22 protein-coding genes are annotated in these 23,702 nt (G+C 60.8%); 9 read left to right on the plus strand and 13 right to left on the minus strand.

From position 1 onward, the window contains the following. Positions 1-331: 331 nt before the first annotated feature. The 6 genes from FHY18_RS19285 to FHY18_RS19310 all read right to left on the minus strand — a co-directional run bounded on the left by FHY18_RS19285 (position 332) and on the right by FHY18_RS19310 (position 5,912). On the minus strand, positions 332-559 hold the full coding sequence (locus FHY18_RS19285; RefSeq protein ID WP_259159177.1) for a hypothetical protein: 228 nt from the start codon (positions 557-559) through the stop codon (positions 332-334). Between the two features lie 237 nt (positions 560-796). Continuing rightward, positions 797-2,629 carry an XVIPCD domain-containing protein gene (locus FHY18_RS19290; RefSeq protein WP_259159315.1) on the minus strand — a complete coding sequence of 611 codons (1,833 nt, stop codon included), beginning with the start codon at positions 2,627-2,629 and terminating at the stop codon, positions 797-799. 77 nt (positions 2,630-2,706) lie between these two features. Further along, a complete protein-coding gene (locus tag FHY18_RS19295; protein ID WP_259159316.1) occupies positions 2,707-3,360 on the minus strand; it encodes a hypothetical protein in 654 nt (217 codons plus the stop codon). A gap of 153 nt (positions 3,361-3,513) precedes the next feature. Then, positions 3,514-4,044 (minus strand): hypothetical protein, encoded by a 531-nt coding sequence (locus FHY18_RS19300; protein ID WP_259159179.1) that lies wholly within the window; start codon positions 4,042-4,044, stop codon positions 3,514-3,516. A gap of 317 nt (positions 4,045-4,361) precedes the next feature. Continuing rightward, positions 4,362-5,003, minus strand: coding sequence for a hypothetical protein (locus FHY18_RS19305; RefSeq protein WP_326521224.1), 642 nt, complete (start codon positions 5,001-5,003; stop codon positions 4,362-4,364). Positions 5,004-5,636: 633 nt separating this feature from the next. Continuing rightward, the gene (locus tag FHY18_RS19310; RefSeq protein WP_259159183.1) at positions 5,637-5,912 is read right to left on the minus strand and encodes a hypothetical protein; all 276 of its coding nucleotides are present in this window, start codon (positions 5,910-5,912) and stop codon (positions 5,637-5,639) included. Positions 5,913-6,263: 351 nt separating this feature from the next. On the opposite strand from FHY18_RS19310, the gene FHY18_RS19315 reads away from it, so the two are divergent. The 4 genes from FHY18_RS19315 to FHY18_RS19330 all read left to right on the plus strand — a co-directional run bounded on the left by FHY18_RS19315 (position 6,264) and on the right by FHY18_RS19330 (position 10,616). Beyond that, positions 6,264-7,526 carry a hypothetical protein gene (locus tag FHY18_RS19315; protein WP_259159185.1) on the plus strand — a complete coding sequence of 421 codons (1,263 nt, stop codon included), beginning with the start codon at positions 6,264-6,266 and terminating at the stop codon, positions 7,524-7,526. A 374-nt stretch (positions 7,527-7,900) separates the two neighbouring features. Continuing rightward, complete coding sequence (locus FHY18_RS19320; protein WP_259159187.1) at positions 7,901-8,308, plus strand: VOC family protein; 408 nt, start codon at positions 7,901-7,903, stop codon at positions 8,306-8,308. 132 nt (positions 8,309-8,440) lie between these two features. Next, on the plus strand, positions 8,441-8,983 hold the full coding sequence (locus FHY18_RS19325) for a demethoxyubiquinone hydroxylase family protein (RefSeq protein ID WP_259159188.1): 543 nt from the start codon (positions 8,441-8,443) through the stop codon (positions 8,981-8,983). 1,093 nt (positions 8,984-10,076) lie between these two features. Continuing rightward, entirely contained in the window at positions 10,077-10,616 is a 540-nt protein-coding gene (locus tag FHY18_RS19330; protein WP_259159189.1) for a hypothetical protein, read from the plus strand. Between the two features lie 6 nt (positions 10,617-10,622). Here FHY18_RS19330 and FHY18_RS19335 read toward each other — a convergent pair whose 3' ends face one another. Both FHY18_RS19335 and FHY18_RS19340 read right to left on the minus strand, forming a co-directional pair. Then, positions 10,623-11,069 carry a hypothetical protein gene (locus FHY18_RS19335; RefSeq protein WP_259159190.1) on the minus strand — a complete coding sequence of 149 codons (447 nt, stop codon included), beginning with the start codon at positions 11,067-11,069 and terminating at the stop codon, positions 10,623-10,625. 243 nt (positions 11,070-11,312) lie between these two features. After that, positions 11,313-12,494, minus strand: coding sequence for an MFS transporter (locus tag FHY18_RS19340; RefSeq protein ID WP_259159191.1), 1,182 nt, complete (start codon positions 12,492-12,494; stop codon positions 11,313-11,315). 451 nt (positions 12,495-12,945) lie between these two features. Here FHY18_RS19340 and FHY18_RS19345 point away from each other — a divergent pair, with 451 nt between their 5' ends. Continuing rightward, positions 12,946-13,569: a dihydrofolate reductase family protein gene (locus tag FHY18_RS19345; RefSeq protein ID WP_259159192.1), complete on the plus strand. Its 624-nt coding sequence runs from the start codon at positions 12,946-12,948 to the stop codon at positions 13,567-13,569. Between the two features lie 283 nt (positions 13,570-13,852). Here the strand turns inward: FHY18_RS19345 and FHY18_RS19350 are convergent, their stop codons facing one another. Continuing rightward, a complete protein-coding gene (locus FHY18_RS19350) occupies positions 13,853-14,590 on the minus strand; it encodes an SDR family oxidoreductase (protein ID WP_259159193.1) in 738 nt (245 codons plus the stop codon). A 9-nt stretch (positions 14,591-14,599) separates the two neighbouring features. Continuing rightward, entirely contained in the window at positions 14,600-15,028 is a 429-nt protein-coding gene (locus FHY18_RS19355) for a DoxX family protein (protein WP_259159195.1), read from the minus strand. 87 nt (positions 15,029-15,115) lie between these two features. On the opposite strand from FHY18_RS19355, the gene FHY18_RS19360 reads away from it, so the two are divergent. Together FHY18_RS19360 and FHY18_RS19365 are read left to right on the plus strand one after the other, a co-directional pair. Continuing rightward, positions 15,116-15,493: a helix-turn-helix domain-containing protein gene (locus tag FHY18_RS19360; protein WP_259159197.1), complete on the plus strand. Its 378-nt coding sequence runs from the start codon at positions 15,116-15,118 to the stop codon at positions 15,491-15,493. 1,050 nt (positions 15,494-16,543) lie between these two features. Next, entirely contained in the window at positions 16,544-17,263 is a 720-nt protein-coding gene (locus tag FHY18_RS19365) for a hypothetical protein (protein ID WP_259159326.1), read from the plus strand. Between the two features lie 338 nt (positions 17,264-17,601). Here FHY18_RS19365 and FHY18_RS19370 read toward each other — a convergent pair whose 3' ends face one another. Beyond that, positions 17,602-17,781 (minus strand): CsbD family protein, encoded by a 180-nt coding sequence (locus FHY18_RS19370; RefSeq protein WP_259159198.1) that lies wholly within the window; start codon positions 17,779-17,781, stop codon positions 17,602-17,604. Between the two features lie 132 nt (positions 17,782-17,913). Further along, entirely contained in the window at positions 17,914-19,434 is a 1,521-nt protein-coding gene (locus tag FHY18_RS19375) for a helix-turn-helix transcriptional regulator (RefSeq protein WP_259159199.1), read from the minus strand. Positions 19,435-19,596: 162 nt separating this feature from the next. Between FHY18_RS19375 and FHY18_RS19380 the strand changes: the two genes are divergently transcribed. Beyond that, positions 19,597-20,562, plus strand: coding sequence for a hypothetical protein (locus FHY18_RS19380; protein ID WP_259159200.1), 966 nt, complete (start codon positions 19,597-19,599; stop codon positions 20,560-20,562). A gap of 329 nt (positions 20,563-20,891) precedes the next feature. Next, on the plus strand, positions 20,892-23,183 hold the full coding sequence (locus FHY18_RS19385) for a PAS domain-containing protein (protein WP_276577358.1): 2,292 nt from the start codon (positions 20,892-20,894) through the stop codon (positions 23,181-23,183). Positions 23,184-23,288: 105 nt separating this feature from the next. Here FHY18_RS19385 and FHY18_RS19390 read toward each other — a convergent pair whose 3' ends face one another. Further along, the gene (locus FHY18_RS19390) at positions 23,289-23,699 is read right to left on the minus strand and encodes a hypothetical protein (protein ID WP_259159202.1); all 411 of its coding nucleotides are present in this window, start codon (positions 23,697-23,699) and stop codon (positions 23,289-23,291) included. Between the last annotated feature and the right edge of the window lie 3 nt (positions 23,700-23,702).

Below are 23,702 nucleotides of genomic sequence, written 5' to 3' on the forward strand. Positions count from 1 at the left end.
GCTCCCACCCAATCGCTAGCAGTTAAAGGGCGTGGCGTCGCGTGCCATCGAGTGGTACGGCTGCCGCGCACGCGCGATGTACTTGTTCGTTGCTTTTCCGGTGGCTGAAGCGTATGCCTTGTGCATGCGCCCGTTGCACGCACGCGTTCACGCTCAGCACTGGCGTTGCTAGTACGACGCAGCGGGATGGTTGTGATGCGGTCCATTGCATTCCGCCTGTACGCACTTGTCCTAGCCCGGGCGTAATGCACGCGGGTGGGATCAGGTCGTTTGGTAATCGCTGCACGCTTGGCAGCTCACATAGCGCCTTGCTCCCATCGAAGGAAGCGCACTACCCAGCAGTGCCCAAGTCGTCTAGTACGTCCTCCACCTGCTCAGCCAACTGCTGCAAGCAATGCGCCCACTGCTGTAGTGGAATGCCCGGCATGCCCATGGCGCTTTCGTCGCGCGAGCGCGGTGTGGCCAAGGTAGAAAGCAAGCGCAGTTGGTCGCGTACGCGCAGCAGCTGGTATTGCGTGCCTTCGGACATCCAGTAGCCGGGTTCGCTCAATGGGCGCATGAAATCCTCCGCAGATAGAAGAAACATCCACCATTCTCGGAGGTGGCAAACCGCTGCGTGAAGAGTTTCTAGGCTCTGATCGGGAGTGTGCAGCTGCCTGCCAGCGGGGTCAAGCGTGTTGTTTAGGTAGGTCTCTTCACCCGCAGCGTCACCGCTTAGCGGTGGCCGTCGGCACTTTCCAGGCGTGCAGTCGATACCCACGGGGTTTAACACATGTGGATGCGGTGATCTGTTGCCTTAGCGAATGTGTACGCCGTGGTTCGGCTCATTAACCCCACGCGCAAGCTCTTGCTGCTGCACAAGCTCTCTTTCCTGCGCGATAGCCTGATTGGCTGCCAATAACTTCCGATCAGACTGCTCGACGGGCGTGCGAATCGCCTCATCAATGTGCACATGCACCCGCAGATGTGCAGGGTCGTCCAGCCGGCCTTCGACCGCGAAGATATTGCCAGTCTTGCCCATCACTACATGGTCCACGCGGCTAAGTGCGCTGCCTGACAGCGACCGGTCATTGGAATCCGGATACGCATCTCGGTTGTCCTTGCACACGGCCAGCAGGCTGCGGCTAACGCGTTCGCTCATTTCGTCGTAGGGCTTGCCCACACTCTCGTCGATCTTGCGTACACCGCTACGGATCTGCTCAAGCATGGCGTGGTCCGGATGCGCAGGGTCGTCCGGGCCGCGCAGGCCGGCTGCAGGCGCAATAGGCACAACCGGAACATAGCTATGGTCATGTGCCGGGTTCACGCTGCCGTCCTGGGTATGGTCGAAATGGTGCAGCGTGGGCGGTGCAGTACTCCTGTCGTGGTAAGGAAACGGCGCCTTGTTCGGCCCGCGGTCCAGGCCTTCATTCTCTATCAGGTGTTCCTTTAGCCCCAGCCCTGCCATATCGATGGTGACGCGCGGCCGGGCGCCCTGATACATTACGTTTGCACGGTCTTCTGCCTGCAGAATCTGCTCGATGGCCCAGGTGCCGTAGTAGTTGGCGTAGTCCGCAGTGGGCTGAAGCTGACCTGCTTGATTGCGGTGTTCGCCTATGCCTACTGGGCGCTGACCTGGCTGTGCGTAGAGGGGAGATGGACGATCGAAGTAGTTTTGACCCATTGCCGCAATGTTGCCGGGTGTCTGGGCGAGGCTTCCGTCCTGATTGAACGTAAGGTTAGGCTTGGCAAATGCCGCTGCGGGATTGGAAGGATCTCTTGATATGAAGTCCAGTTGCCTGGTGGTCCGGGCGGCAAGCATCACGTCGAGGCCATTTGCATTGGGATTGAGCTGCTTCTCGCGGCTCAGCAGAGCATTCCAACCAGCAATTTCCGCTTTTGCCTCGTCCTCCCGCCCCGCCTGTATGTAAGCCCTGAGCTCATCGGTATAGTCATGCACCGGACCCTTGATCTTAGATTGCTTTTCGATTTCAGCTAGAAACTGCGCGGTTGCGTGTGCCTTGGCCGCATGGTTGAAGCTGTGTTGTATTTCATGTCCCAAGACAAACGTCATGTCTTGTGCATTGAAGCTGCCGCCCGGTGTGGACTGCGATGCCGATTGCAGACCGATCGGAGGCAGATTCATTATTTTTCGGTTGCCATCATATGTCCCACCCGCAGACACCCCGGGCCCAACAAATCCAAAGCCTTCCAGCTGAGCCCGCTGTGGTCTGGTAGTATCAGACGTATCAACGGTCGTTGCAGCCTTTTTTATCTCATCGGCTAGATATGGTGACCTATTGATGCTGGATTGAAGGTTATCGACCATGTCTTGCGTGACAGGGTGCTGATTTCTCGCAGCGTCTTGGTAGGTGCTGTGAGCGATTGCCACAGACATCTGTTGAATCTGCAGTGAAGCTTTCAGATCGCTGGTCGCAGCTGTACCTGAAGGTTGTAGATTCGCTGCAGGGAGCGTGATGACGCCATGTTGCTTGTCGTAAGTTCCTGTCAAATTCGGCTGAGTGCTGTTCGAATTCTGTATCGTGAATTCCTTGAGCTGCCCCAATTGAGCCTGCTGTTCAAACTGAGCCAGCAACCCAGCATCACTTGTGATTGCATTACGCAGTTGGGCAGCTTGGTCACTACTCACACCTTGGGTTGCAGAAAAGCGCGAGAGTGCGGCTTCAAGCTGTGGGCTCGGACTGACCATGTAATCTCTCCCGAGGCTTAGCGCCCGTTTAATGTTCCGATTGATTTAACGCAGAGGCGCGTTTCCTCACGGGGAACTAGGTTATGAGGAATCACAGAGATCACGATATTTCCTGCAGCCCCGCTTTTTGCCAACTTTGTATAGCGCCAGTCTTCTAACTGCCCAATTGGGCCATAGGTAGGGGACGCCATGAATCCCATTGCCTTGAGCCTACGATCATAGTATTCAAAATCTAGCTTGCATATGCTGGACATACTTGCCAATTCGTCCACGCTATTTTGAAACGTCAAGTCGACGCCCTTCAAAAGAGAGATTGATTCTGGCGTATACGTGAATGCATAGCGCCATCCATCGGCAAGGTCGACACTCCAGTAGCCCACCGACAGCTTGCCCTGCTCGGGCACTTTGAGCGGGATTCCCATGGTCTCCCGAATACGTTCAGGACTCAGGTCATCTCGAGAATCAAGGCTTTCGATTAGCTTCAAAAAACGTTCGCCGATCTCTTCCGCGCTAAGGGTAATCTTGTCGGCCGTTATGGCCTCCGGCAAAGTCATGTCAGCGTGCTCCTTCGGAAGTGGCTTCAGGGGTTGGGCTGCCGTATGAGCACAAGCACTCATTGCAGTCCCACAGAATGCGATTAGGAATAACAGGGCGGTTCGGGGGAAGCGCATAGCAGATCCCAAAGACGGGTTGAGGAAAAAAGCTTGGCTAGCATGCTCTGAGCAGCTGTGCAATTTCATCCTTAGTAACACCAAGCCCGGAAAACCTAAGCTAACTCTACTTCAATTTTCTTACTGGAGGTCGTCATCAGCTTCCATGCCCTGCTAATTCAATGTGCCGATTGATTTGATGCAGAGCCTGCCAGGAGAGCCAGGTGTCTCGTTCTGTTGAACTATCGACATAACAATATCGGTATCACTTCCGTCTTTCGCAAACTTAGAAAGCCGCCAGCTCTGTAGTTGACCTATTTCCCCGTACACGGGTGAATCGACGAATCCAGCCTTTATAAGCGAATTCTTATATTTCTCAAAATCGATGCAGTTGCCCTCCAGGCTGGAATACTCATTCTCTTCGTTGATGAAAGACAAACCTATCCCCTGCTTCAGCGAGCGAGATTCGGGGATGAGCTCCAATGCGTAGCTCCAACCGTTGCCAAGTGCTTGGCCATGGATATATGTCTCAATATCTTCAGAGGGGAAGGAGACTTTTCTCAGAGAAATCCCGGTAACTTCACGTACACGTTCAACTGTCAGATCTCTTCTAGATTCCAACCCTTGGAGCAGCCTCAGAAAACTTTCGCCAATTTCAACTGCGCTGAGCGTGGGATTGATCGTCGATGTCTCAGGCGTCGTCATTGCGCGTGGCTCCTTTAGGAGTGGCGAAGTTGGGTTGGTATGCGTATGCGCACACGCACAAAGCGTACTTTGGCAGAGAACGAGAAGTGAGAGGAAAGTGGCTCTTATGGGTCTCATCAGCAATCCGTCTACGCGGGCTAGTCGTCATACTTTAGCAAGTTGGAAGCGGCGCCAGTTTCTTGCTCATGCAGGCACGCTACGCATGCAAATTCTTCTCAAAAGGTAAGTGGATTCATCAGCATCTGTGCTTGGCTGTATGGAACACGTGTCTTCGAGGTCTGGGCTGTGACTGGCCACGAGAGGCTTTCCGTCGCGTCTTAGCGACCATTCAATGTAGTGATGGATTTAACGCATACCTGGCTTGAAGTGCCGGCAGCTGAATCCTGTGGAATGACAGACAAGACGATACTTCCGCGCTCCGCAAACTTTGCATAGCGCCAGTTCTCAAGCTGGCCAATTGGTCCGTATGTGGGAGAGGCAACAAATCCGGCACTCTTCAACGCACTGTCGTAGCGCGGAAAATCCAGGCTGCAAATCGCTTCCATATCAGAGAAGCGACCAGCAGTGTTCTCGAATGAAAGACCTATGCCTGGTAATAGCGATGGTGATGCAGGAAAGTAGTCGAATGCGTACCGCCAACCGTCACCCAGGTCCTCACTCCAGATCACCGCGCCAAGCGCACCGGGAGCAACGGAGATCCGGAAGCCCATGACATCTTGAATGCGCCCTTGAGTTATGTCTTCGCGCGAATCTAGGCTAGTAATAAGCTTCAAGAAACGCACGCCCATCTCCTCCGCGCTAAGCGCAATTTTCTCAGCCATGGCGGTCTCCGGCAAAGTCATGTCGGCATGCTCCTCCAATAGCGGCTTCGTGGATTGGGCTGGCGTGTGGGCACAAGCGCTCAAGGCAGGCCCGCAAATTATGGTTATAACGAGCAGGGCGACTCGGGGGAAACACATCAGCAGATCCTGAAAGGCTGACAGAGAAGCGTACGCCGCATCCGTGCATCTTGTGGGCCGCGGACATCGATTGCAGTGACATGGTCTGTCAAATTACGTAAAAAAAGCTGGGACCCCATTGTTGGACCACTCTTTGCAAAATGCAGTGGTCGCCTCTGAGAGGCTAGATCAAAGAAATTCTGGAGGTTGCCTTAATCCCTAACTTTTTTAGCGTCACGCCAAACGCATCGCCATGTGCGATGTAGACCGTTAAGAATTCACTAGTTGAATTGGCCGAACTAACAGCTTACCGAACACTTGATTGCAAGCATTGCACGGTCTAGCAATGCCACCAAGAAAGCGAGATCACAGCACGTGCGGTGCTCGCCGGTTGACTAGCGTGCATTGTTCACGACTAAAGGCATGAGGTTAGTCGTGCTAACGTAGGCTGTCAACGGATGGAGCGGATCGAGGACACCTGGATCTGCTGATAGTCGATGATGATCAGCGCCGCATTCTAGGGCGATAACAGGTGGTCGGTCTGTGGGTTGCGGAGCATCTCGCTGATCATTGATAGGCTCTACTTGATCTTGATTGCGATAGGGCGGCGCACGTTCGGCTAACGTGCGCCAGGCGGTGTGGAGCGAGCACCGCTTAGCTGGCAGGCACGGGCGTGTGCAGGAGTTGCTGCTCCCAAAGAAACGCGATGCCACTGCCCGCAGCGTGGTACTTCATCACCTCGCTCAGGCCGGTGGTCTCCAGTTGCGCCCAATCGCGTTGCCACGCCGCCGCGAGCGCAAGCCAGGTCATCACGTTCGCGCCTGCGGCGATCATGCGCTCAATCGCCACCTGGCGCGCTTCGCTGATTGATGCGTGCCGAAGTGATGGGGCACTGGCCCGGTCGCGCGTCGAGTGGCCAAGGTCGATCATCGCTGTGCCTTGCTCATAGCGATGCCGTTGCCTGGTGTGTGCAAGAGCACGCCATCGTGTTTGAACCAGCGGCGAAGCTGAAACAGATCAAGAGCGATTGAATCAGGTGCAGCGCAGGGTGTGCACATCATCCTGTTAAGACTCCGTTCTTTGCCCTTCGCTCCCGTCTCCTTGGGTTCTCTTTGAGCGCCAACTACTGTGACGCGTAACGGGGACCCGACGCGAGAATTTCCCTATCGTTATGACATGCAGCGACGGAATAACGCGAGCCACTCGGCTCGTCGCCGATTGCCAGACAAACGCGCATCGCCCCCCCCCCACAACGTAGCGCCCCTAGCGCAAAGGTTCTTCATGATCGGTGTTATCAAGCGGCAAATCTTCTCAAGACGTTCGGTGATGGGTTTCGTGTTATCTACCGCCACCCTAGTGGCTGGAACGACAACCGCGGCAATGGCAAGCGAGCCGGTCGGCTTCGGCGCGGGAACCACCGGAGGCGCGGGGGGCGAGGTGGTCGATGTCTCCACACCGGCAGAGCTCAAGAATGCCTTGTGCCAGCGTTACCAGGGCTATACCTGCATAGACGACACGCCTCGCATCATCCGCCTGAACACCGTCATCGACTTCACGGCAACGCTGGGAACCACGTCCACAACGGGCTGCGTTTACGCCGACAGACAGTGTGCGGAGCCGAGCGGGAAGCAGGAGCGGGTTCTGGACACCGGGTCATACTGTAGCGGTCGTACAACGTTCCCACTGACCTACGACAACGCAGCGAAGTCACTGCTGTCCGTGGGTTCGAACAAGACGCTGATCGGTGTCGGGGCGTCGGCGGGGATCAAGGGCACGGGCTTGTCGATGACCGGCGGTGTGTCGAACATCATCGTGCGGAACCTGTCGATCACCGATCTCAATGAGGGGATCGTCTTTGGCGGCGATGCGATCAGCATCGATAACGCAAGCAGGATCTGGATCGACCACAACGCGTTCGCACGCATCGGCCGGCAGATGATCGTGACGGGCTGGGGGCCCGCCAAGGCGGTCACCATTTCCAACAACATGTTTGATGGCGAGACCGCGTATGGGCACTACTGCAACGGTCGAAGCTCCTGGATCATGCTGCTAATCGGCGAAGCTGAAGAAATCACCCTGCTGGCAAATCACTTCCACGCTACCGCAGGGCGTTCGCCGGAAATCGGCACGGGCGGCATGATTCATCTGGTGAACAATCTGTATACGTCCAACTTCTATTTCGGCGCCACTGCGTCAAGGGACGTCAACCTGTTGGCCGAAGGTAACTACTTCAATCCAGAGGGCCAATACTTCTTCCCTGTCGCCAGTACACCCGGCGATCTGGTGTTCGCGCCACTGGATGAGAACGTGTCTTCCACCGGGTCGCTTTGCTCGCAGACGCTGGGGCGTTCCTGTGTCACCAGTTATACGGAAACCGGACAGGAATCGTTTCTGCTGGACACCACGGTGATGGCGAATATTGCCGGCAATGCGACCTGGAAGAATGCGATAGGCAGTGTCAGGCCGATGATGTCCAACGACGTCGCCAAGTCGGTGGCCGCCAACGCAGGCCCCAGAGCCGACCCGGACAGCGTCAGCAGGTAGTCCCGAGCGGGCCAGGGATCTCCGGCGGCCTGAGGCGCGCGATGTCGCAGGTCCCTGCTGCGCCAACATCGGGTGGCTTGCTCAAGCATGCTGTTTGGCGCTGTCCTACAGCGCCCAATGGATGTCGGCCCAGTGCGAGCGGCAGGGTGTCGCAGTAAACATTGGCTGCGGCTGTTGCCACGGTTGTTTCTGTGGCCTTTACACCGAAGATCGGAGTGCCGATAACGGGGTGAGGCCTGGCCTGCCAATGCGCTAGCTTGCGCCAATAAAGACGTACCCTGACACTGCATTCCAGCCAGCGCCGCGCTGTGGCGCTGGCTGATTCAGGCGTTATGCTGCGCTTCGCAGTTGGCTGATCCCCGGAGTCAGGCGCCATGTCGGATATGCTCGTCAACATCGACGTCGATGATCTGGAGGCTGCCGAGCGCTTCTACTGCGCAGCGTTTATGCTGCGCCCAGGGCGTCGGTTCGGCACAGATGCGATTGAACTCATTGGCGCCTCCTCCAGGCTGTATCTTCTGGCGAAAGGGGAAGGAACCCAGGCATTTCCCAATGCGGGTCCAGCGCGCTCCTATGCGCGACACTGGACGCCAGTCCACCTGGACTTCGTTGTGGACAAGCTCGAGCAGGCGGTTGCACGGTCGATTGCTGCCGGGGCCACCCAGGAGAAAGCGATCCGCGACAATGCTTGGGGTCGCATCGCGTTGATGGCCGATCCCTTTGGGCATGGCTACTGCCTGATCGAATTCAGTGCTGCCGGCTACGACGCCATCACGTCCTGAAGCTGGTGTATCGCATGATCCGTTCAAGTAGCCGCCCCAGGAGGGCACGCTCATGCGCAAGCCGCAGGCGGGCCTTGATAATCACGCAAGCCGCACCTGCTTCGCGGGTGGGCTCAACTGGCATCTGACTGCATGGACGTAACCGCGCGTTCTTCGGCAACGCATCACCTGGGCGATCGCATCCTCAAGGTGAATCACGCCGGTGAGCATGGCGCCATCAGCATCTATAGCGGGCAACTCTTCATGGCGCGCTTGACCGCACCCGGCCTGGTCGATGAGCTCAAGGAGTTCCGTTCGCACGAGCAGTGCCATCGTTCCATCTTTTGGGCAGAGTTGCGCCGTCGTCAGCGCCCACGCTGTCGCAGCTATTGGCTGTGCGGCTTCGGTGGCCTGGTCCTTGGCCTCATCACGGGCCTTCTTGGATCCGGCGCCATCGCTGCCACAACGGTGGCGGTGGAGAGCGTCGTACTCCGGCATCTGCAACAGCAGCTGGTGGCGCTGCAAGGGATTGACCCGGCCGCCGTCGCTGCGATCTCTTCCATTGTTGCGGAAGAGCAGCAGCACCACGATCACTCCGCCAGCCATGTCCAGGCGGGCACGCTCTGGCCCCGGCTGCTGTCACCCATCGTGTCCGCCTCCACGGAGGCCGTCATCTGGCTGGGCATGCGGCTATGACCTTGCCCACGACATGGGCCGCACCTGCCCGTACTTGCTGTGTCCCTCCGATTGATCCGTCTGTAGGGCCTAGATAAGCGACATCCACCGCAAGGAACTTTGGTACATGGGGCCTTGCGACGAGCGCATTGCACAGTTCGTTGCGGAACGTCCGCAAGCTACAGGTGTTGATCGGATAGAATTTCTGACAATTCAATCAAGCCGATGCCGCCTTGCGGCCTGGCTTAGTTCAGGCCTCAGGCCACATGGAAAAAATGCGAGATCTTCCACTGCGATGCCCATGCTGCGGCTATAAGACGCTCTACGCGCGCGCAGCTTTCGAGATATGTGCCGTGTGTTGCTGGGAAGATGATGGTCAGGATGACGACGATGCGGATGAGGTATGGGGCGGCCCAAATGGAGAGATCAGCCTCACCGAGGGGCGCTCCAACTACAAAGCATTTGGCGCCTCTCACAAGGCGTATCTCACTCGCGTGCGTCCGCCACGTCCTGACGAGCTGTTGGATAGGGCGTGACGGTGCGTTGGTGCAGAACCTGCTCAGCAGTTCTGCTTGGTCAAGGTGTCAGGGCCTCTAGGCGCACTCGATGTTATTTCTGGTCATTACCTCTGTCCCGCCTGGAGAAGCGCCCGAATGGGTGCGCGAGAAATGGGTAGGTCTGTCGCTGCCGCTTGCGGACGAGGCGGGCGCTGTGCATTCGCTCCCCACCGTTGGGGTCATCTCACATCCCAAGACTCGCATTGGGTACTACTGGGCACGGCTGACTGGCCGGGTGAGGCGGGCATCGGGCTACATCGTGTACTCCGCGGCCGCAATCGAGGTTCTTGAGCGATCAAGTCCGGCGGCAGCGGCTTGGTGGCGCAATCACGTTCCATGGGTTGTGCATCCCGGTCGAATTTTGATGTTTCAAGAAGGTGTCGGTCATGTGGAAACCGTCCACGCGTCCTGACAATCCATTCAGGCACAGTCGGTTTCTTGGCAGGGCGTAATTTGCCGGCTGAGAGCACGTCGCGCGCAATATCGTGAACTGGCATGCTTGACACGTCAGTCTATAAATCGCCGCTCCGCGCCACAGCACAACGCATTGGGTACTGGTGAAAATTCTTAACTCGTTGATGGATAAGCTGGACAGCATCAGTTCCTTGACGATGCTCTGCATAAACTCGGTACTGTGCGTATTTGTGCTGCTTGCGCATGGGGGCGCCCTGCTTTTGGTAAGGACCGGCAAGGTGCCGGAGATGGCGCAGGAGGTTGCGATTGCCTACGTCTCCATTCCTGCCGTGATCGTTTCATTGGCATTCTCGGCGCTGGCCTTGATTCGACGAGAAAAGCTTGTAGCCGCGCTCAAAGTCCATGCTGTCATGCTCATGGGCCTTGCTGCCTACACGCTTTATGTTGGCCTTGACGTAGTCTTCAATGGCGTGCCAAGCGGCAGCAGATTCAGCTGGGATCCCACTCTGTTTGCGGTTTTTCTGGGATATCCGTTCTTGCTGATCAAGCGGGCATTCCCGTGGTCAGGGTTTAGCCGTGCGCCACTGCGCTTCGCTCCGGTGCTAGCGGTAGGGATTTCATTTCTGATCAGCATCGCGGTTTCTTGGCGGATGTTCGCCTTGTTCAGGGCTAGCGTAGAGTAGGTTCACTTATCCACCCTGACACCGCTGCCACCCACCCGCAGCAGCCGATACCTGCTCCCATCCATTGCGCAGCCGCTTCATCGCCTGCCCGCCCACGCAGGCGTAGCCCAGTTGTTTGGCCTCTGCCGTGCCCAGGCCCGGCAGCGCGATGATGGAATCCGATGGGGCGGGGCGCCCCTGGCTGCGTGCCTCGTTGCGCAGCATCATGTTCTCGACGCCCTGGCAGTAACGCACCATGCCCGGATGCGGGTGCGCGCGGTATTGCTCGCAATTGAACGGCGTGGTGTCGCGCGCCATCGAGTTGTACGGCTGCCGCGTCGGCGGGACGTACTTGCTGTTCGCCTTGCCTGTGGCTGAGCGCATGCTTTGTGCGTAGGCGCCTTGCCCGCACGCAAGCACACACAGCGCTGTCAGTATCAGCGCGACGCCGCGCGCGGTGGTCATCCTGTCCATGGTGCTCCCCCTGTCCGCACCGATCCTAGCCCACCCATCGCCGGCGTGGGTGGTTCAGCCCGCTTGGTGCTCAGGGTCTGAATCAGGCGACCGTCGCCTCTACGACGCAAGGATGCCCGCGACGTCAGATAGGCCACCTCAACCGTATGCCCGGCATCTGGCGCCACGCTTGTGGCGACTGCAACGGCCCTTGCCGCGCAGGGCACTGCGCCACATCGGGTGGTGCTTGCTTCCCGACTCACATCATCCCGATGGTGCGGGCCGACTGCGCCACAACGGCATCAAGGCCAGCAACCCAAGCACGGGGCCAGGCAGCAGCACCCAGGCGATATGCAGCCCCAGCGCGTCTACATACCGCGTGGTCACACCGATCGCCACCACCGTGATCGCAAAACCAATCGCGTTCTGCATCGACAGCGCACTGCCCACGATGGCAGGCGGGCATGCACGTGCAGCCAATGCGGAAAACTGCGGTGAGTCGGCCACCACGCTGGCGCCCCACACCAGCATCAACGCCAGTGCCGCATAGCCAGATTGCCCACCCACCCCTGGAAACGCCAGGCAGCACAGTGCCGAGATCAGCAACGCCACCGCTGCCACACGCGCGCTACCGATGCGCGCACTCAACTGCCCGCCCAGCACGCAGCCCACCGCCCCTGCGGCGATCACCGCAAACGCCAACGTGGCCGTGCTCACCCCAAGCGCCTGCGACAGGCCGGCGCGCGATATCAGCAGCGGCGTCAGCGTCCACATCGCATACAACTCCCACATGTGGCCGAAGTAGCCGAACGTGGCGGCGCGAAAGTCCTTCAATGAAAACGCCTGCAGTACCGCGCCGAACGCCAGCTTGCCGCCTGCCCGTGCCGGTGCAGCCGCGCCTTGCCCCAGGCGCAGGATCATCACTGCCGCAATCACGGCCAGGAGCGATGCCACCACCATCGGCGCCTGCCATGGCAACGCGCCACCCACCGCCCTGATGCCCTGCGGCAACGCCGTGCCCAGCGTCAGCATGCCCACCAGCCACGCCAGCGCCTTGCCCGCATGCTGCGGCGCCCACTGCACCACCAGCTTCATCCCGATCGGATAGATGCCAGACAGGCACAGCCCCACTGCAAAGCGCCAGACCATTCCCGTGGCGACATCGCTGGCAAACACCGCAAAGCCCAGATTGCACGCCGCCCCGGTTATCGCGCAGACGGCAAAGATGCGGCTGGCCGCAAACCGGTCGGCCAACCCGCTCAGCGCAAAGCTCAACGTGCCCAGGATGAAACCCACCTGCGTGGCCATGGTCAGCCACCCGACTGCCGCTGCACCCACGCCCCATTGCCGCATCACGTCGTCGGCCGCGCTATTGGCCGAAAACCATAACGAGGTGCCCAGCAGTTGCGCCAGGATAATCACCACCAGCGCAGTGCTTGGTCGCATGGGTGCCGGCAGGGCGTGCGTCATCGGATCAGCCTTGCGCGTGCGCGTCGCAATATCGGCAGCGGGCGTCGAGCTGAAGGTGAGTAACGCTTGGTGTCTACGGCTGCTGGCATGGCAGGGGACCCAATCAGACGCAGTCATGTAGTGGCGCTGAGCTTACTGCAGCCATCTGCTTGCTGCTCCCGCTTGCGAGTCGATGAGGTGTGCCTGGACATATGCCGCGGCGGCACCCCAAAAAGATGCCAGCGAAGCTGCCTTGATCGTCAGAAGCGGGAAGCAAGACTGTCCCAGCCCCACCGCACGGCCGCGCCTGCTGCCGGAGGGTGCGCTTGGCCGCAGGCAACGCAGTGCACGCGCATGGCGAACTCCGTACAGTCGGCTCGTCATCGTTGCAAGGCTGGCGTCCTGCCCACCACCGTATCGCGCCTGCCGGGCGCACAAGGAACCTGCAATGCGCGAGCTGAAATTGATGATGTCGGTGTCGTTGGACAGCTTTGTCAGCGGGCCGGATGGCGAGGTGGACTGGATGTTCAGCGGTGACCAGGAAGCAATCGCCTGGAAGGTCGCCACTGCGTGGGAAGCCAGCCTGCACATCATGGGCAGCCGTGTGTTCGCAGGGATGGCGTCGTTCTGGCCGACGGCTGACTCGCCATTTGCGCCGCCGATGAATCAGATCCCCAAGGCGGTATTTTCTGCGCAGGGTGCTGGAGTGCTGGAAGCGGCCGTTAGCGCGCTCGCGGCTGCGCAGGCACGGGCCGATGTTGCTGGCGCGCCATTGCAGGCTGGCGCGCAGAGCTGGTCGCAGGCCCATGTGGCCAGTGGCGACCTTGCGCAGGAAGTGGCCAAGCTGAAGATGCAGGGCGACAAGCCGATCATCGCGCATGGCGGTGCGGGGTTTGCGCGCAGTTTGATTGCGCACAATCTTGTGGATGAGTATGTCCTGGGCGTGTATCCGATCGTGCTCGGCAAGGGCGTGCCGATCTTCGATGGCCTGCCCGCACCACGTGCGCTCACGCTGGTCGGCACCAAGACCTTCCCCAGCGGATTCATGGCGCAGACGTATCGGCCGGTGTGAGCGCGTGCGTCGGCGTCAGTGCTGGTACGTCGCTGCTGGCAGGGCGCGCACAGCTGGGACGGCGCCGGCCGCGCGATGGGGATAGCTGCGATGGCACCCATCGGTGTGGATCAGGCGGCGCAGCGTGAGGCAGGGTCGCCTTGATGCTTGGCTGCGAGCGCATCCAGGGGTGCATCGCAGCGACGCGCCACCGCGTGCTGCGTGGATCACTCAGCACACCGTTCACCCGGCAGACGCTGGCCCATCGCGTGGCGGCCTCGCGGGCGCAGCTTGCGTGCGTGACCTAGCGCGCCGCGTCGATGACCATGCCGCCGTCCGGGGTGAGGCTGTAGCCGGTGATGAACTGCGCATCCTGGCTGGCAAGAAACAGGATCACCGGCGCAATGTCATGCTCGGGCGAGCCGTTGCGGTCGAACACATTGGGCAAGGGCGGGCGGTCGCTGCCGAAGGTGTCGGCAATGGGCATGACGTTGTTGACGGTGATCCCGTCGGCACCCCATTCGCGCGCGGCCACGCGTGTCAGTGCGCGCACCGCCTCCTTCGCCATGGCATAGGGGGCGTAGCCCATCATGCCGAGCAAGCCGCCCGCCGAACCGAGATTGATGACGCGGCCCTGGCCACTGGCTTTCAGATACGGGTGGCAGGCCTGCATGCTGCGCAGGTACGCCAGTGGGCCTATGTCGAAGTTGCGCTGCAGCTGCTCCGCCGACAGGTCGATGACCGGCGAGAACACCGCTGACGGGTCGAAGGCATTGTTCACCAGGATGTCGACGCCGGCCCAGGTATCGACCACCGTCCTGACTGCTGCCTTGATGGCGTCTGCATCGCGCACATCGCAGCGCACGCCAATGGCCGTGCCGCCAGCCACGTTGATGTCGTGAACCACTGCGTCGATGTTGGCCTGCGTGAGGGAGAGCACCGCGACCTTGGCCCCTTCTGTTGCGAACAGCTTGGCCGTGGCGCGGCCAATGCCGCGCCCGCCACCCATCACGATGGCAACCTTTCCGTTGAGACGTGTCATGCGGGATTCCTAGTGCGATGAAGTGTTGGATGAGGGCGCCAGCGGCTGCAGCGCGGCGATGGCCGGCGCGTAAGGTGAAGGCGGTTGGCGCGCAAGGTTTTGGGTGCCGAACGAGACGACCAGAAACACTAGGCCCAGCACCGCAGGAAGCGCGCCTTTGGGCTTACGCACACCCAGGTGTGCCATCCCCGATAGAAGCAGGTGGTACAACACACCTGCATACGCCAGATCGCTCAACGCCACGTTGAAGCGCGACACGATCAGCAGTGGCGCCAGCAGTTTGATTGCGATCATGAACGGCACCAACAGGGGCGCCGAATAGCCCAGCTCGGCCTGCGCCTTGCGCACGAACTCGCCCTTGGCGAGATACAAGGCGGCAGAGCTCAGATAGAGCAAACACAGCAATACGGTGCTGATCCAATAAACGTAAATGGCCATCTGGTGTGCGACACGCCGCTGCGAGATGCACGCAGAATGTCGACTAAGATGACCATTGAAAAGTAGGATGAATAGCTGGTGCTTAGTATGAAAAAGCAGACCATTGAGACCGGCACGGTCAACATGCACGAGGAAATGCGCCGTGCATTCGCGCTGCTCTCGGGCAAATGGAAACTGGAAATCATGTGGCTGCTCAATCAACGCATGTATCGCTTTGGCGAGCTGCGCAAGGCGATTCCGGGCATCACTCAGCACATGCTGACCGCACAGTTGCGCGAGCTGGAGGCAGATGGCCTGGTCTCACGAACCGTATATGCCGAAGTTCCACCGCGGGTGGAGTACGCCATCACCGAAAAGGCGCGAGGACTCGAGCCGACCATGCAAGCGCTGACAGCGTGGTGGCAGGAGCATGGCACCACCATTGCCAAGCGCCCGACCACGCGCGGGCGTAGGGCGGGTGGTTAGGGCGACAGACGGATCATGTTTCGTTGAAGGCACGCAACACAGCATCGCCAAAGGACGAAAAATTTGCGCTCGATGTGATCTTTAAACGGGCTTAATTTGTAGTCTTCACGAAGTTAGGCATGGCTGTTTGTTTTAATATAAATAATAGTCATAATATATATGACAACTTTATGTATTGCGATTTTTGTGGTGTGTTGATGGTTTAAATTTCCATAAGTTTCGATTATGTCACTGTTTTTAGGGGGGTAATCGCACAAACATAAGCCCGCGGATCAGTCCGCCTAATCAGAAAAGGAAATTCGCTATGAAGGATTCTAAGTGCGCTAAGGCTATTACGCCGATAGTTCTCGCGGTAGCGCTATCCTCGACGGGTTGTGCAGTTACCTTTACAAAAGCGAGAGTATACGGCGAATGCTCCAATAGAGCCGGTGGTGGAGGGGAGTGCAAAGTTGGTGCAGAAGCAACATGGGAACGAGGCGGACCGATGTTTGTAGCTGCATTAGAAGCGTTGAATATCACCGCTGATGCACAGAACTACGAGTTGGACACGGCAGGATCTACGATTCCATATCCCGCGCAGGGAGACTTTTTGGTGACCCTATCCAGCTCTGCCACAGGCGCAGTGCAAGCAGCTCGCACCTTTAGGTGGATAAAGACAGGAACTGTATTGAGAGCAGAAGATCCAAATTCAATAAATGAGTGGGCATATGCGAACTCGGGGAATTCAGACAAGATCACCTACGAGGTTGTGCGATTTCGTTCTAACTATGCGTCCGGCCAGCAGGTGATCGCCGGCCAATCGAAGTACGAAGGGAGTACGCAGGCAACCTATTCTGTTGTCTTCGACGGGACTTCTTGCCCCCGCATTCCAACACCTACGCCTTGCAACACAAACTGAGCGCAGAGATGGCGTTTGCCATAACGACATGGGCAACATACCCGCGCTGGTCTTGGGGAAGATACCGATCTACGTTGGTGCTGTTGATTGCCCTGTGCGCGAATGGCTGCGCATCGGTGAGAGACGTTCCGCCTGGCATCAGTCCTGAAGGCATGAATCTGATCTCGGTAAAACGCATGTCCGTCCTGACCTATGTCGAGACGGACATGTACTTGCCGGAGGGAAGCAAAGGTCGGTACTACCGTGGGCTTACAGGTTTCCAGCGCTCTCACTGTCCTGACGTTGGCCTCAGGATCACCGTGTTAACCCTGGAAGGAGCCGGCGATGCGCGGCAGTATTGTTCAGCTATAGAGGGCGCCCTGCGCCAGGTCATGAGCGTCTATGCGACGCGCCCGATAGGCATCCGCCTGTATCTGCTTCCATCAGGAATCGGGTTCCGTGAGCAAGACGCTTCGCTGCGAATGACCAGTCCCCGCCTCAGCCTCGTCGCACCAGTGTTTTCAGATCATCGAAGAACGCTGGGGAACATTGTAGATCTTGTATCGCACGAGAGCTTCCATCTGATGGGCTACCTGTCAGGCGATGAACGCGCCGCCGATGAGCGCTCTGCTTATTGGATAGGGATGTGTTCCCAGCTCAATGTACTGGGCGTAGTGCGGCCGGACACCATGCCGGGTGGTGTAATCGAGACAGAGAACGATGCAATGGCTGAATCTTCTGCAGGTGCCCTCATCGTGCGACGCGAAATTCTGCGATACCTGTCTGGGGGAGAAATCCGCAGCGAGAGCTCCGGCGGCACAGCGATGCGCCAAGACTGCAGAATCCTTTTTTCCCGATTGAATCGAGAGAAATCGCTGAGTAAGAGGTTATGAAACGATAACGTCCGCCACGCGCAAGGGCGACTTAATGCGAAGGCGCTTGGTTAAATTGAAAGCCAGTGGCACTCGACAGATTCCGCTGAAAAAAAGCGAAGTACAAACAACAACACCCCGAGCTGGTCGGGGCGTCGTCGGGTGTTCTGCTTTGAAGTACGCGCTCAGGTCGCATGGTGCAACCTGCCAATGTGTTGCAGCGCGTACGTCAGCAACTCCGGGCCATCTGCTTCATCCGCAGACAGCAGGATGAGCTTCGCTGGACGGGTGCCTTGCTGAGCTGCGGTTTACGCCTGCAGAACACTATTGATGGACATAGTGCGACCCGATCACTGCGCTTACTTGGACGCGTCGCGGACCTTGTCGGCCACTTCGCCAGCCTTGCGCTGCACCTTGCCCACGTTCTTTTCGGCAGTGCCTTCGAGCTCGGTGCTCTTGTCGCCGGTGACGCGGCCGATGGCTTCCTTGACCGAGCCCTTGACCTGCTTGGCAGTACCTTCGATACGGTTCTTATCCATGGGACGTTTCTCGTAGTTTGGGGAACCCGGCCAGTCTGTCTGGGCCGGTGTGAGCATGATGTGCGCTCGCATTCGGCCAGCCCAGTTGCGAATGCACTAACCGCACTGGTGCATTCGCGCCAACGGATGCAGTTACTTCTTGCGCGTTGCCGGTTTGGCGCTGCGGCCGGCAAAGCCGCGTTCGCGTGCCCACACGATCGCTTCACCGCGGCTATGCACGTCGATCTTTGAATACAACGCCGCCACATGATTGCGCACCGTATTGGGCGCCACGCCCAGGGCCTGCGCAATCTGCTTGTCGGCCAGGCCTTCGGCGAGGTGCCCGAGCACGTCGCGTTCGCGGTCGGTGAGGTCGGCGATGCCGCAGCCGGCGGTCTGGCTGGGCCGGTTGGCGCGGCGCACGTTGGCCAGTTTTTCCAGCAGGCTCTGGCTGAACCACGAGGCGTCCTGCATCACCGCTTCGATGGCGGTCACCAGTTCCATCTCGGTGCGTTTGCGGTCGGTGATGTCCATCAGCGACAGCAGATAACACTGCACGCCGTGGATGCTGACGGTTTCTGCGGAGACCAGGCAGTCCAGTTGCTCGCCGTCCTTGCGTGCAATGGCGTATTCGACATTGAGCATGCTGCCGGTTTCGGCAAGTGCGCGATGAAACTGCTGGTAGGCCTGGCGGCCGGGAAACAGGCCGATTTCCTCGATGGGCTTGCCGACGATGTCTTCAGTGGCGTACTGGGTGATCTGCGACACGGCATCGTTAATCTCCACGATCTGCAAGGTCTCTGCATTGCACATCAGGGTGGGTACCGGGGTGATGCGGAAGGCCTTGGCAAAGCGTTCCTCGCTTTGCCGCAACGCCACCTCGGCGCGGCGGCGCGGTTCCAGGTCCATGAAGGTGAACAGCATGCAGGCTTCTTCGCCGATTTCGATCGGCTGGCCGGCCACCACCACCAGTTTGGTGGTGCCATCGGGCAGGCTGAGTTCGGCCTGCATCTGCGGGATGGTGGCGCCCTCGTTGAGCCGTTCCAGCCCCAGCTCACGGCGGTCGGCCATCTCCATCACGTCCACTTCGAACACGCTCTTGCCCACCACCGCTTCGCGCGTGTAGCCGGTCATTTCCAGGAAACCCTGGTTGGCCCTGATATAGCGCTTGTCTTCGAGCCGGCAAATGCAGGCCGGTGCGGGGTTGGCATTGAAGGTGCGCTCGAAGCGTTGTTCGGCGCTGGCCCAGTCGCTGGCATCGGCCACGATCAGCACCAGGCAATCCGGCTCGCCTTGCGCGTCGGTGAGCACCAGGCTGCGCACGCGATGCACCCATTGCGCATCGGTGCCTTCGCGGAACACTTCCACCACCACGTCGTTGAACACTTCGCCGGCAATCACGCGGTCGATGGGGTAGTTGCCGGCGTTCAAGCGATGGTTGTTGCGATAGCGCAGCTGGAAGCGGGCGCGGTAGTCGCTGACGGTGGCGCCCAGCTCGGAGAGTTCGCTGGCGCCATGCATGGCCAGCGCGGCCTCGTTGGCCCAGGCAATGGTCTGATCCGGCTCGATCAGGATCACCCCTTCGCTCAGGCCGGTGATGATCTGCTGCAGCTGGCGACGGTTGGTGGAACTGGGCGGGCTGCTGGGAGGTGTGGCTTCACTGCCTGATGACATGGGTGACCCTCGGGCAAACAACGGCGGTAGAGCGCAACAGTGGGCGCTCACGGTAGCGGCTGCCTGACGCGAATGCACTAGCTGCACTGGTGCATCCGGCTCAGGCATGGTGCCGGCGCCGCTTCCACACTGGCCGCACTTTCACTGCAATGAGGCCACTCCATGGCACAGGTTGTCCGTCATTCCTACGCCCCCAAGATGTCGTGGGGCGCCGTGCTCGCCGGCTGCACCATCGCGCTGGTGACCTATCTGACCCTGAGCGTGTTGGGCACCGCGATCGGCGCGTCCACCATCGACCCGCTGCGCGAGGCCAACCCGGTCAGCGGGCTGGGTACCGGCGCCGGCATCTGGCTGGGCCTGAGCACCCTCATCTCGATTGCGGTGGGTGCATTCGTCGCCGGCCGGCTGGCCACCTCCCGCGGCGGTACGCACGGCCTGCTGAGCTGGGCGCTGACCTCGCTGCTGACCACCTGGCTGGTGGCCGCGTTGGCCAGCAGCGCGGTGGGTGCAGTGTCCGGCGTGGTGGGCAAGGGCCTGTCGCTGACCGGGCAGGGGATCGCCGCCGCCGCCCCGACGCTGGGCAACGGCGTGCAGGATGAGCTCAAGAAGCAGGGCATCGACCTGGATTGGGGCGACCTGCGCGGCCAGCTGGAAACGGTGCTGCGCCAGACCGGCAAGGCCGAGCTCGCCCCCGAGCGCCTGAAGGACCAGGCCGAAGGTGCCACCACCGACGGCAAGGCCACCGCCAGCACCGCGGCGCAGACCCCGCAGGCGGCACCGGATGCCTTTGCCGCCTGGTTCGACCGGGTGCGTGCCCAGGCCAAGCCGGCCATCGATGCCGCCGACCGCGATGCCCTGGTCAACCTGATCATGGCCCGTACCGGCAAGCCGCGCGCGCAGGCCGAGCAGATTGCCGACAACTACGCGCAGACCTACCAGCAGGCCATGGCGCAGTACGCCGCGCTCAAGCGCACCGCCGAGCAGAAGGCCCGCCAGGCCGGTGATGCGGCCGCCCGCGGCGTGTCGCGCGCGGCCTGGACCACCCTGGTGCTGCTGATCCTGGGTGCCGGCATCGCGTTTGGCGCGGGCCGTTTCGGCCGCCGCAGTGACCCGATCGTCGAGGTGTAAGCCCTCGCGTTGAAGGCACACGGTGGCCTGCAGCAGGGCACCGTGCGCAAGCCGGCGCTGTCGAAGGAGCAGGACCTGAGCAAGCTGCAGGGGCAACCCTTCCGGCGATGGATGCCGCGACGCGCTCGACACCGGGCCATCCAGGGATGGCTCGGTGTCTTTTGTGTGTGGCGGCTGGGGGTGCCGACAGGCCGGCCCGCCGCAGCCGCGTCGCCAGCACCCTGCAGGCCAACATGCTGCCTGCGCCACCGCAGACATCGGGCCAACCCAGACTCAGGCAGCCGACGCCGCACGGGCACTGCACATCGCGCGCAGGAGCGCATGCAACAATGCGCCCACTTCCAACCAGGCACGGCCGCCACCAAGTGAGCACAGCGCACTCCGCCATCGAGCCGAACGGTCTGGAATTCCTGTCCGGCGGTGGCGTCATGGGCGCGGCCATCCGTGCGCACGCCTGGGCGGCCACGCCGCTGGGCGACCCGCACGCCTGGCCGCAATCGCTGCGCTCGGCGTTGTCGATGGTGCTCAACGCCAAGTTGCTGGGCGCGGTGCTGTGGGGGCCGGACCTGCGCATGTTCTACAACGATGTGTACCTGCAATCGTTGGGCGACCGCCATCCGCATGCCTTGGGGCAGCCGGTGGCCGAGGTCTGGGGCGAAACCTATGCGCCCATCGCGCAGGACTTCGACCGGGTGATGCAGACCGGCGAGGGCTTCGGCCAGGGGGTCATCGCCTTGCCGATGCGCCGCAACGGCATCAGCGAGATGACCTACTGGAATGCCACTGCCTCGCCGATTCGCGGCGAGGACGGCAGCATCGTGGGCTTGATGAACATCGCCATCGAAACCACTGCGCAGGTGGCGGCCGATCGCAACCGCGACATGCAGCATGCGCTGCTGAGCGACGAGAATACCCACCTGGTGCATGAGGTGGTCAACCGCACCAGCGAGCGCGATCGTGCGCTGGAAGCTGAGACCGTTGCGCGCCGCAATGCCGAACGCCTGCAGCTGGCGCTGGCCGCCGGCGCGATCATCGGCACCTGGATCTGGGATCTGCCAAACGATGCGTTTTCGGTCGACGAAGCCTTTGCCGAGACCTTCGGCTTCGATCCGTCCATCAGCCGCACCGGCCTGCCGTTGGAGCAGGTCATCGCCACCGTGCACCCGGACGATCGCGATGGCCTGCGTGCGGCGATCAGCACGGCGATCGCGCGTGGCGGTGCGTATGCGCACCAGTACCGGGTCAGGCGCCGCGATGGCAATTACTACTGGCTGGAAGCCAACGGCCGTGTGGAACATGCGCCCGATGGCACGCCGCTGCGGTTTCCCGGCGTGCTGCTGGATATCGACGCACGCCATGCCCTGTCCGAAGAACGCGACCGTGCATTGGCCGCGCTGCGCGACCTGAGCCAGACGCTGGAGCAGCGCGTCACCGCGCGCACGCGCGAGCTGATGGCGGCCGAAGAAGCGCTGCGCCAGTCGCAGAAGATGGAAGCGGTGGGGCAGCTCACCGGCGGGCTGGCGCACGACTTCAACAATCTGTTGGCCGGCATTTCCGGTGCGCTGGAATTGATGACCCTGCGCCTGGAGCAGCAGCGCTTCCCGGAACTGCCGCGCTATCTGGGGATTGCACAGAGCGCCACCACGCGCGCAGCGGCGTTGACGCACCGCTTGCTGGCGTTTGCGCGGCGGCAGACCTTACTGCCCAAGCCGACCGACGTCAGCCAGTTGATCGCCGATATCCTGGAGCTGGTGCAGCGCACGGTGGGCCCGGGCATCCAGGTGGACTACACCCCCAATGCCGCGCTGTGGCCCGCGCTGGTGGATGCATCGCAGCTGGAAAACGCATTGCTCAACCTGTGCATCAATGCGCGCGATGCCATGCCCGATGGCGGGCGGCTGCACATCGAGACCGGCAACCACTGGATCGACCACGACCTGGCACGGCAACTGGGCATGCGCCAGGGCCCGTACCTGTGGCTATGCGTCGGCGACACCGGCACCGGCATGCCGCCGGACGTGGTGGCGCGCGCGTTCGACCCGTTCTTCACCACCAAGCCGCTGGGCGAAGGCACCGGGCTGGGGCTGTCGATGATCTATGGCTTTGCCAAGCAATCCGGCGGGCAGGTGCGGATCCAGTCGGAAGTGGGCAAGGGCTCCAGCGTGTGCCTGTATCTGCCGCGCCACCTGGGCGATGCAATCCAGCCCGATGCCCACGCCGACCCGTTGCAACTCACGCCTACCGATGCCGGCGAGACGGTGCTGATCGTCGACGACGAACCGTCCATCCGTCTGCTGTTGAGCGAGGTATTGCAGGAGTTGGGTTATACCGTCGTCGAAGCCGGCGACAGCGTGGCCGGCCTGGGCCTGCTGCAATCGGCAGCGCGCATCGATCTGCTGATCAGCGACGTGGGCCTGCCCGGCGGCATGAACGGCCGTCAGATGGCCGACGCCGGCCGCGCTCACCGCCCCGGGCTCAAGGTCCTTTTCATCACCGGCTTCGCCGAGAACGCCTTGCTGGACGACCGCCACCTGGAGGCGGGCATGGCGGTGCTGACCAAGCCCTTCAGCGTGAGCGTGCTGACCGCACGGGTGAAGGAGCTGATCGCCGCGCAGGCATGAGTGCGCCGGCACAAGCACTCACCTGCGCTGCGACATCCGGCGCCGCGACCGTTGCAGCGTGCGTCCATGGCCGGCGGCGCTGGTTGCCGGTTGCAGTGGTCTGCATCACTTGTCGCGGCGTTGATCGCGCAAGTACGCCTCGACATCCTGCAGCGTGACGCGCCCACTGCCGCTGCGATCGATCTGCTCGAAGTGCGTGGCGACAAATCCGAGCCCGTGCGCCTGCGCCTGCTGCTTGGTGAGCGCATCGCCATGCGCCAATGCACCGTCGACGCCGAGCGTGCTGGCGATGCGCTGTTGCGCCTGATCTTCCAGCGTGTCGCCGGTGCTGTCCGGGCGTACCGCTTCCACGCCGACGTGCCGGGTAGGCATGAAGGGGCCGTCGATCCCTCCGTGGCGGGCGGTGGTGGTTGTGATGGACGCGACGCGTTGCGGTGGCAACGCTTGTGCCCCGACGGTGGTGGCCACCACGGCGAGCATGGTGGTGGAGTAACGGACGCAGCGGAGCAGGCGCATCAG

This window comes from Xanthomonas sp. 3793 (assembly GCF_024806835.1).
Classification (GTDB): Bacteria; Pseudomonadota; Gammaproteobacteria; order Xanthomonadales; family Xanthomonadaceae; genus Xanthomonas; species Xanthomonas arboricola_F.

What these genes read in the sequence shown, in the direction of transcription:
- FHY18_RS19285 (WP_259159177.1), bottom strand. Translation starts at nt 559, where the DNA reads ATGCGCCCATTGAGCGAACCCGGCTACTGGATGTCCGAAGGCACGCAA.
- FHY18_RS19295 (WP_259159316.1), bottom strand. Translation starts at nt 3,360, where the DNA reads ATGCGCTTCCCCCGAACCGCCCTGTTATTCCTAATCGCATTCTGTGGG.
- FHY18_RS19300 (WP_259159179.1), bottom strand. Translation starts at nt 4,044, where the DNA reads ATGACGACGCCTGAGACATCGACGATCAATCCCACGCTCAGCGCAGTT.
- FHY18_RS19305 (WP_326521224.1), bottom strand. Translation starts at nt 5,003, where the DNA reads ATGTGTTTCCCCCGAGTCGCCCTGCTCGTTATAACCATAATTTGCGGG.
- FHY18_RS19310 (WP_259159183.1), bottom strand. Translation starts at nt 5,912, where the DNA reads ATGATCGACCTTGGCCACTCGACGCGCGACCGGGCCAGTGCCCCATCA.
- FHY18_RS19315 (WP_259159185.1), top strand. Translation starts at nt 6,264, where the DNA reads ATGATCGGTGTTATCAAGCGGCAAATCTTCTCAAGACGTTCGGTGATG.
- FHY18_RS19320 (WP_259159187.1), top strand. Translation starts at nt 7,901, where the DNA reads ATGTCGGATATGCTCGTCAACATCGACGTCGATGATCTGGAGGCTGCC.
- FHY18_RS19325 (WP_259159188.1), top strand. Translation starts at nt 8,441, where the DNA reads ATGGACGTAACCGCGCGTTCTTCGGCAACGCATCACCTGGGCGATCGC.
- FHY18_RS19335 (WP_259159190.1), bottom strand. Translation starts at nt 11,069, where the DNA reads ATGGACAGGATGACCACCGCGCGCGGCGTCGCGCTGATACTGACAGCG.
- FHY18_RS19340 (WP_259159191.1), bottom strand. Translation starts at nt 12,494, where the DNA reads ATGCGACCAAGCACTGCGCTGGTGGTGATTATCCTGGCGCAACTGCTG.
- FHY18_RS19345 (WP_259159192.1), top strand. Translation starts at nt 12,946, where the DNA reads ATGCGCGAGCTGAAATTGATGATGTCGGTGTCGTTGGACAGCTTTGTC.
- FHY18_RS19350 (WP_259159193.1), bottom strand. Translation starts at nt 14,590, where the DNA reads ATGACACGTCTCAACGGAAAGGTTGCCATCGTGATGGGTGGCGGGCGC.
- FHY18_RS19355 (WP_259159195.1), bottom strand. Translation starts at nt 15,028, where the DNA reads ATGGCCATTTACGTTTATTGGATCAGCACCGTATTGCTGTGTTTGCTC.
- FHY18_RS19360 (WP_259159197.1), top strand. Translation starts at nt 15,116, where the DNA reads ATGAAAAAGCAGACCATTGAGACCGGCACGGTCAACATGCACGAGGAA.
- FHY18_RS19365 (WP_259159326.1), top strand. Translation starts at nt 16,544, where the DNA reads ATGAATCTGATCTCGGTAAAACGCATGTCCGTCCTGACCTATGTCGAG.
- FHY18_RS19370 (WP_259159198.1), bottom strand. Translation starts at nt 17,781, where the DNA reads ATGGATAAGAACCGTATCGAAGGTACTGCCAAGCAGGTCAAGGGCTCG.
- FHY18_RS19375 (WP_259159199.1), bottom strand. Translation starts at nt 19,434, where the DNA reads ATGTCATCAGGCAGTGAAGCCACACCTCCCAGCAGCCCGCCCAGTTCC.
- FHY18_RS19380 (WP_259159200.1), top strand. Translation starts at nt 19,597, where the DNA reads ATGGCACAGGTTGTCCGTCATTCCTACGCCCCCAAGATGTCGTGGGGC.
- FHY18_RS19385 (WP_276577358.1), top strand. Translation starts at nt 20,892, where the DNA reads ATGCGCCCACTTCCAACCAGGCACGGCCGCCACCAAGTGAGCACAGCG.
- FHY18_RS19390 (WP_259159202.1), bottom strand. Translation starts at nt 23,699, where the DNA reads ATGCGCCTGCTCCGCTGCGTCCGTTACTCCACCACCATGCTCGCCGTG.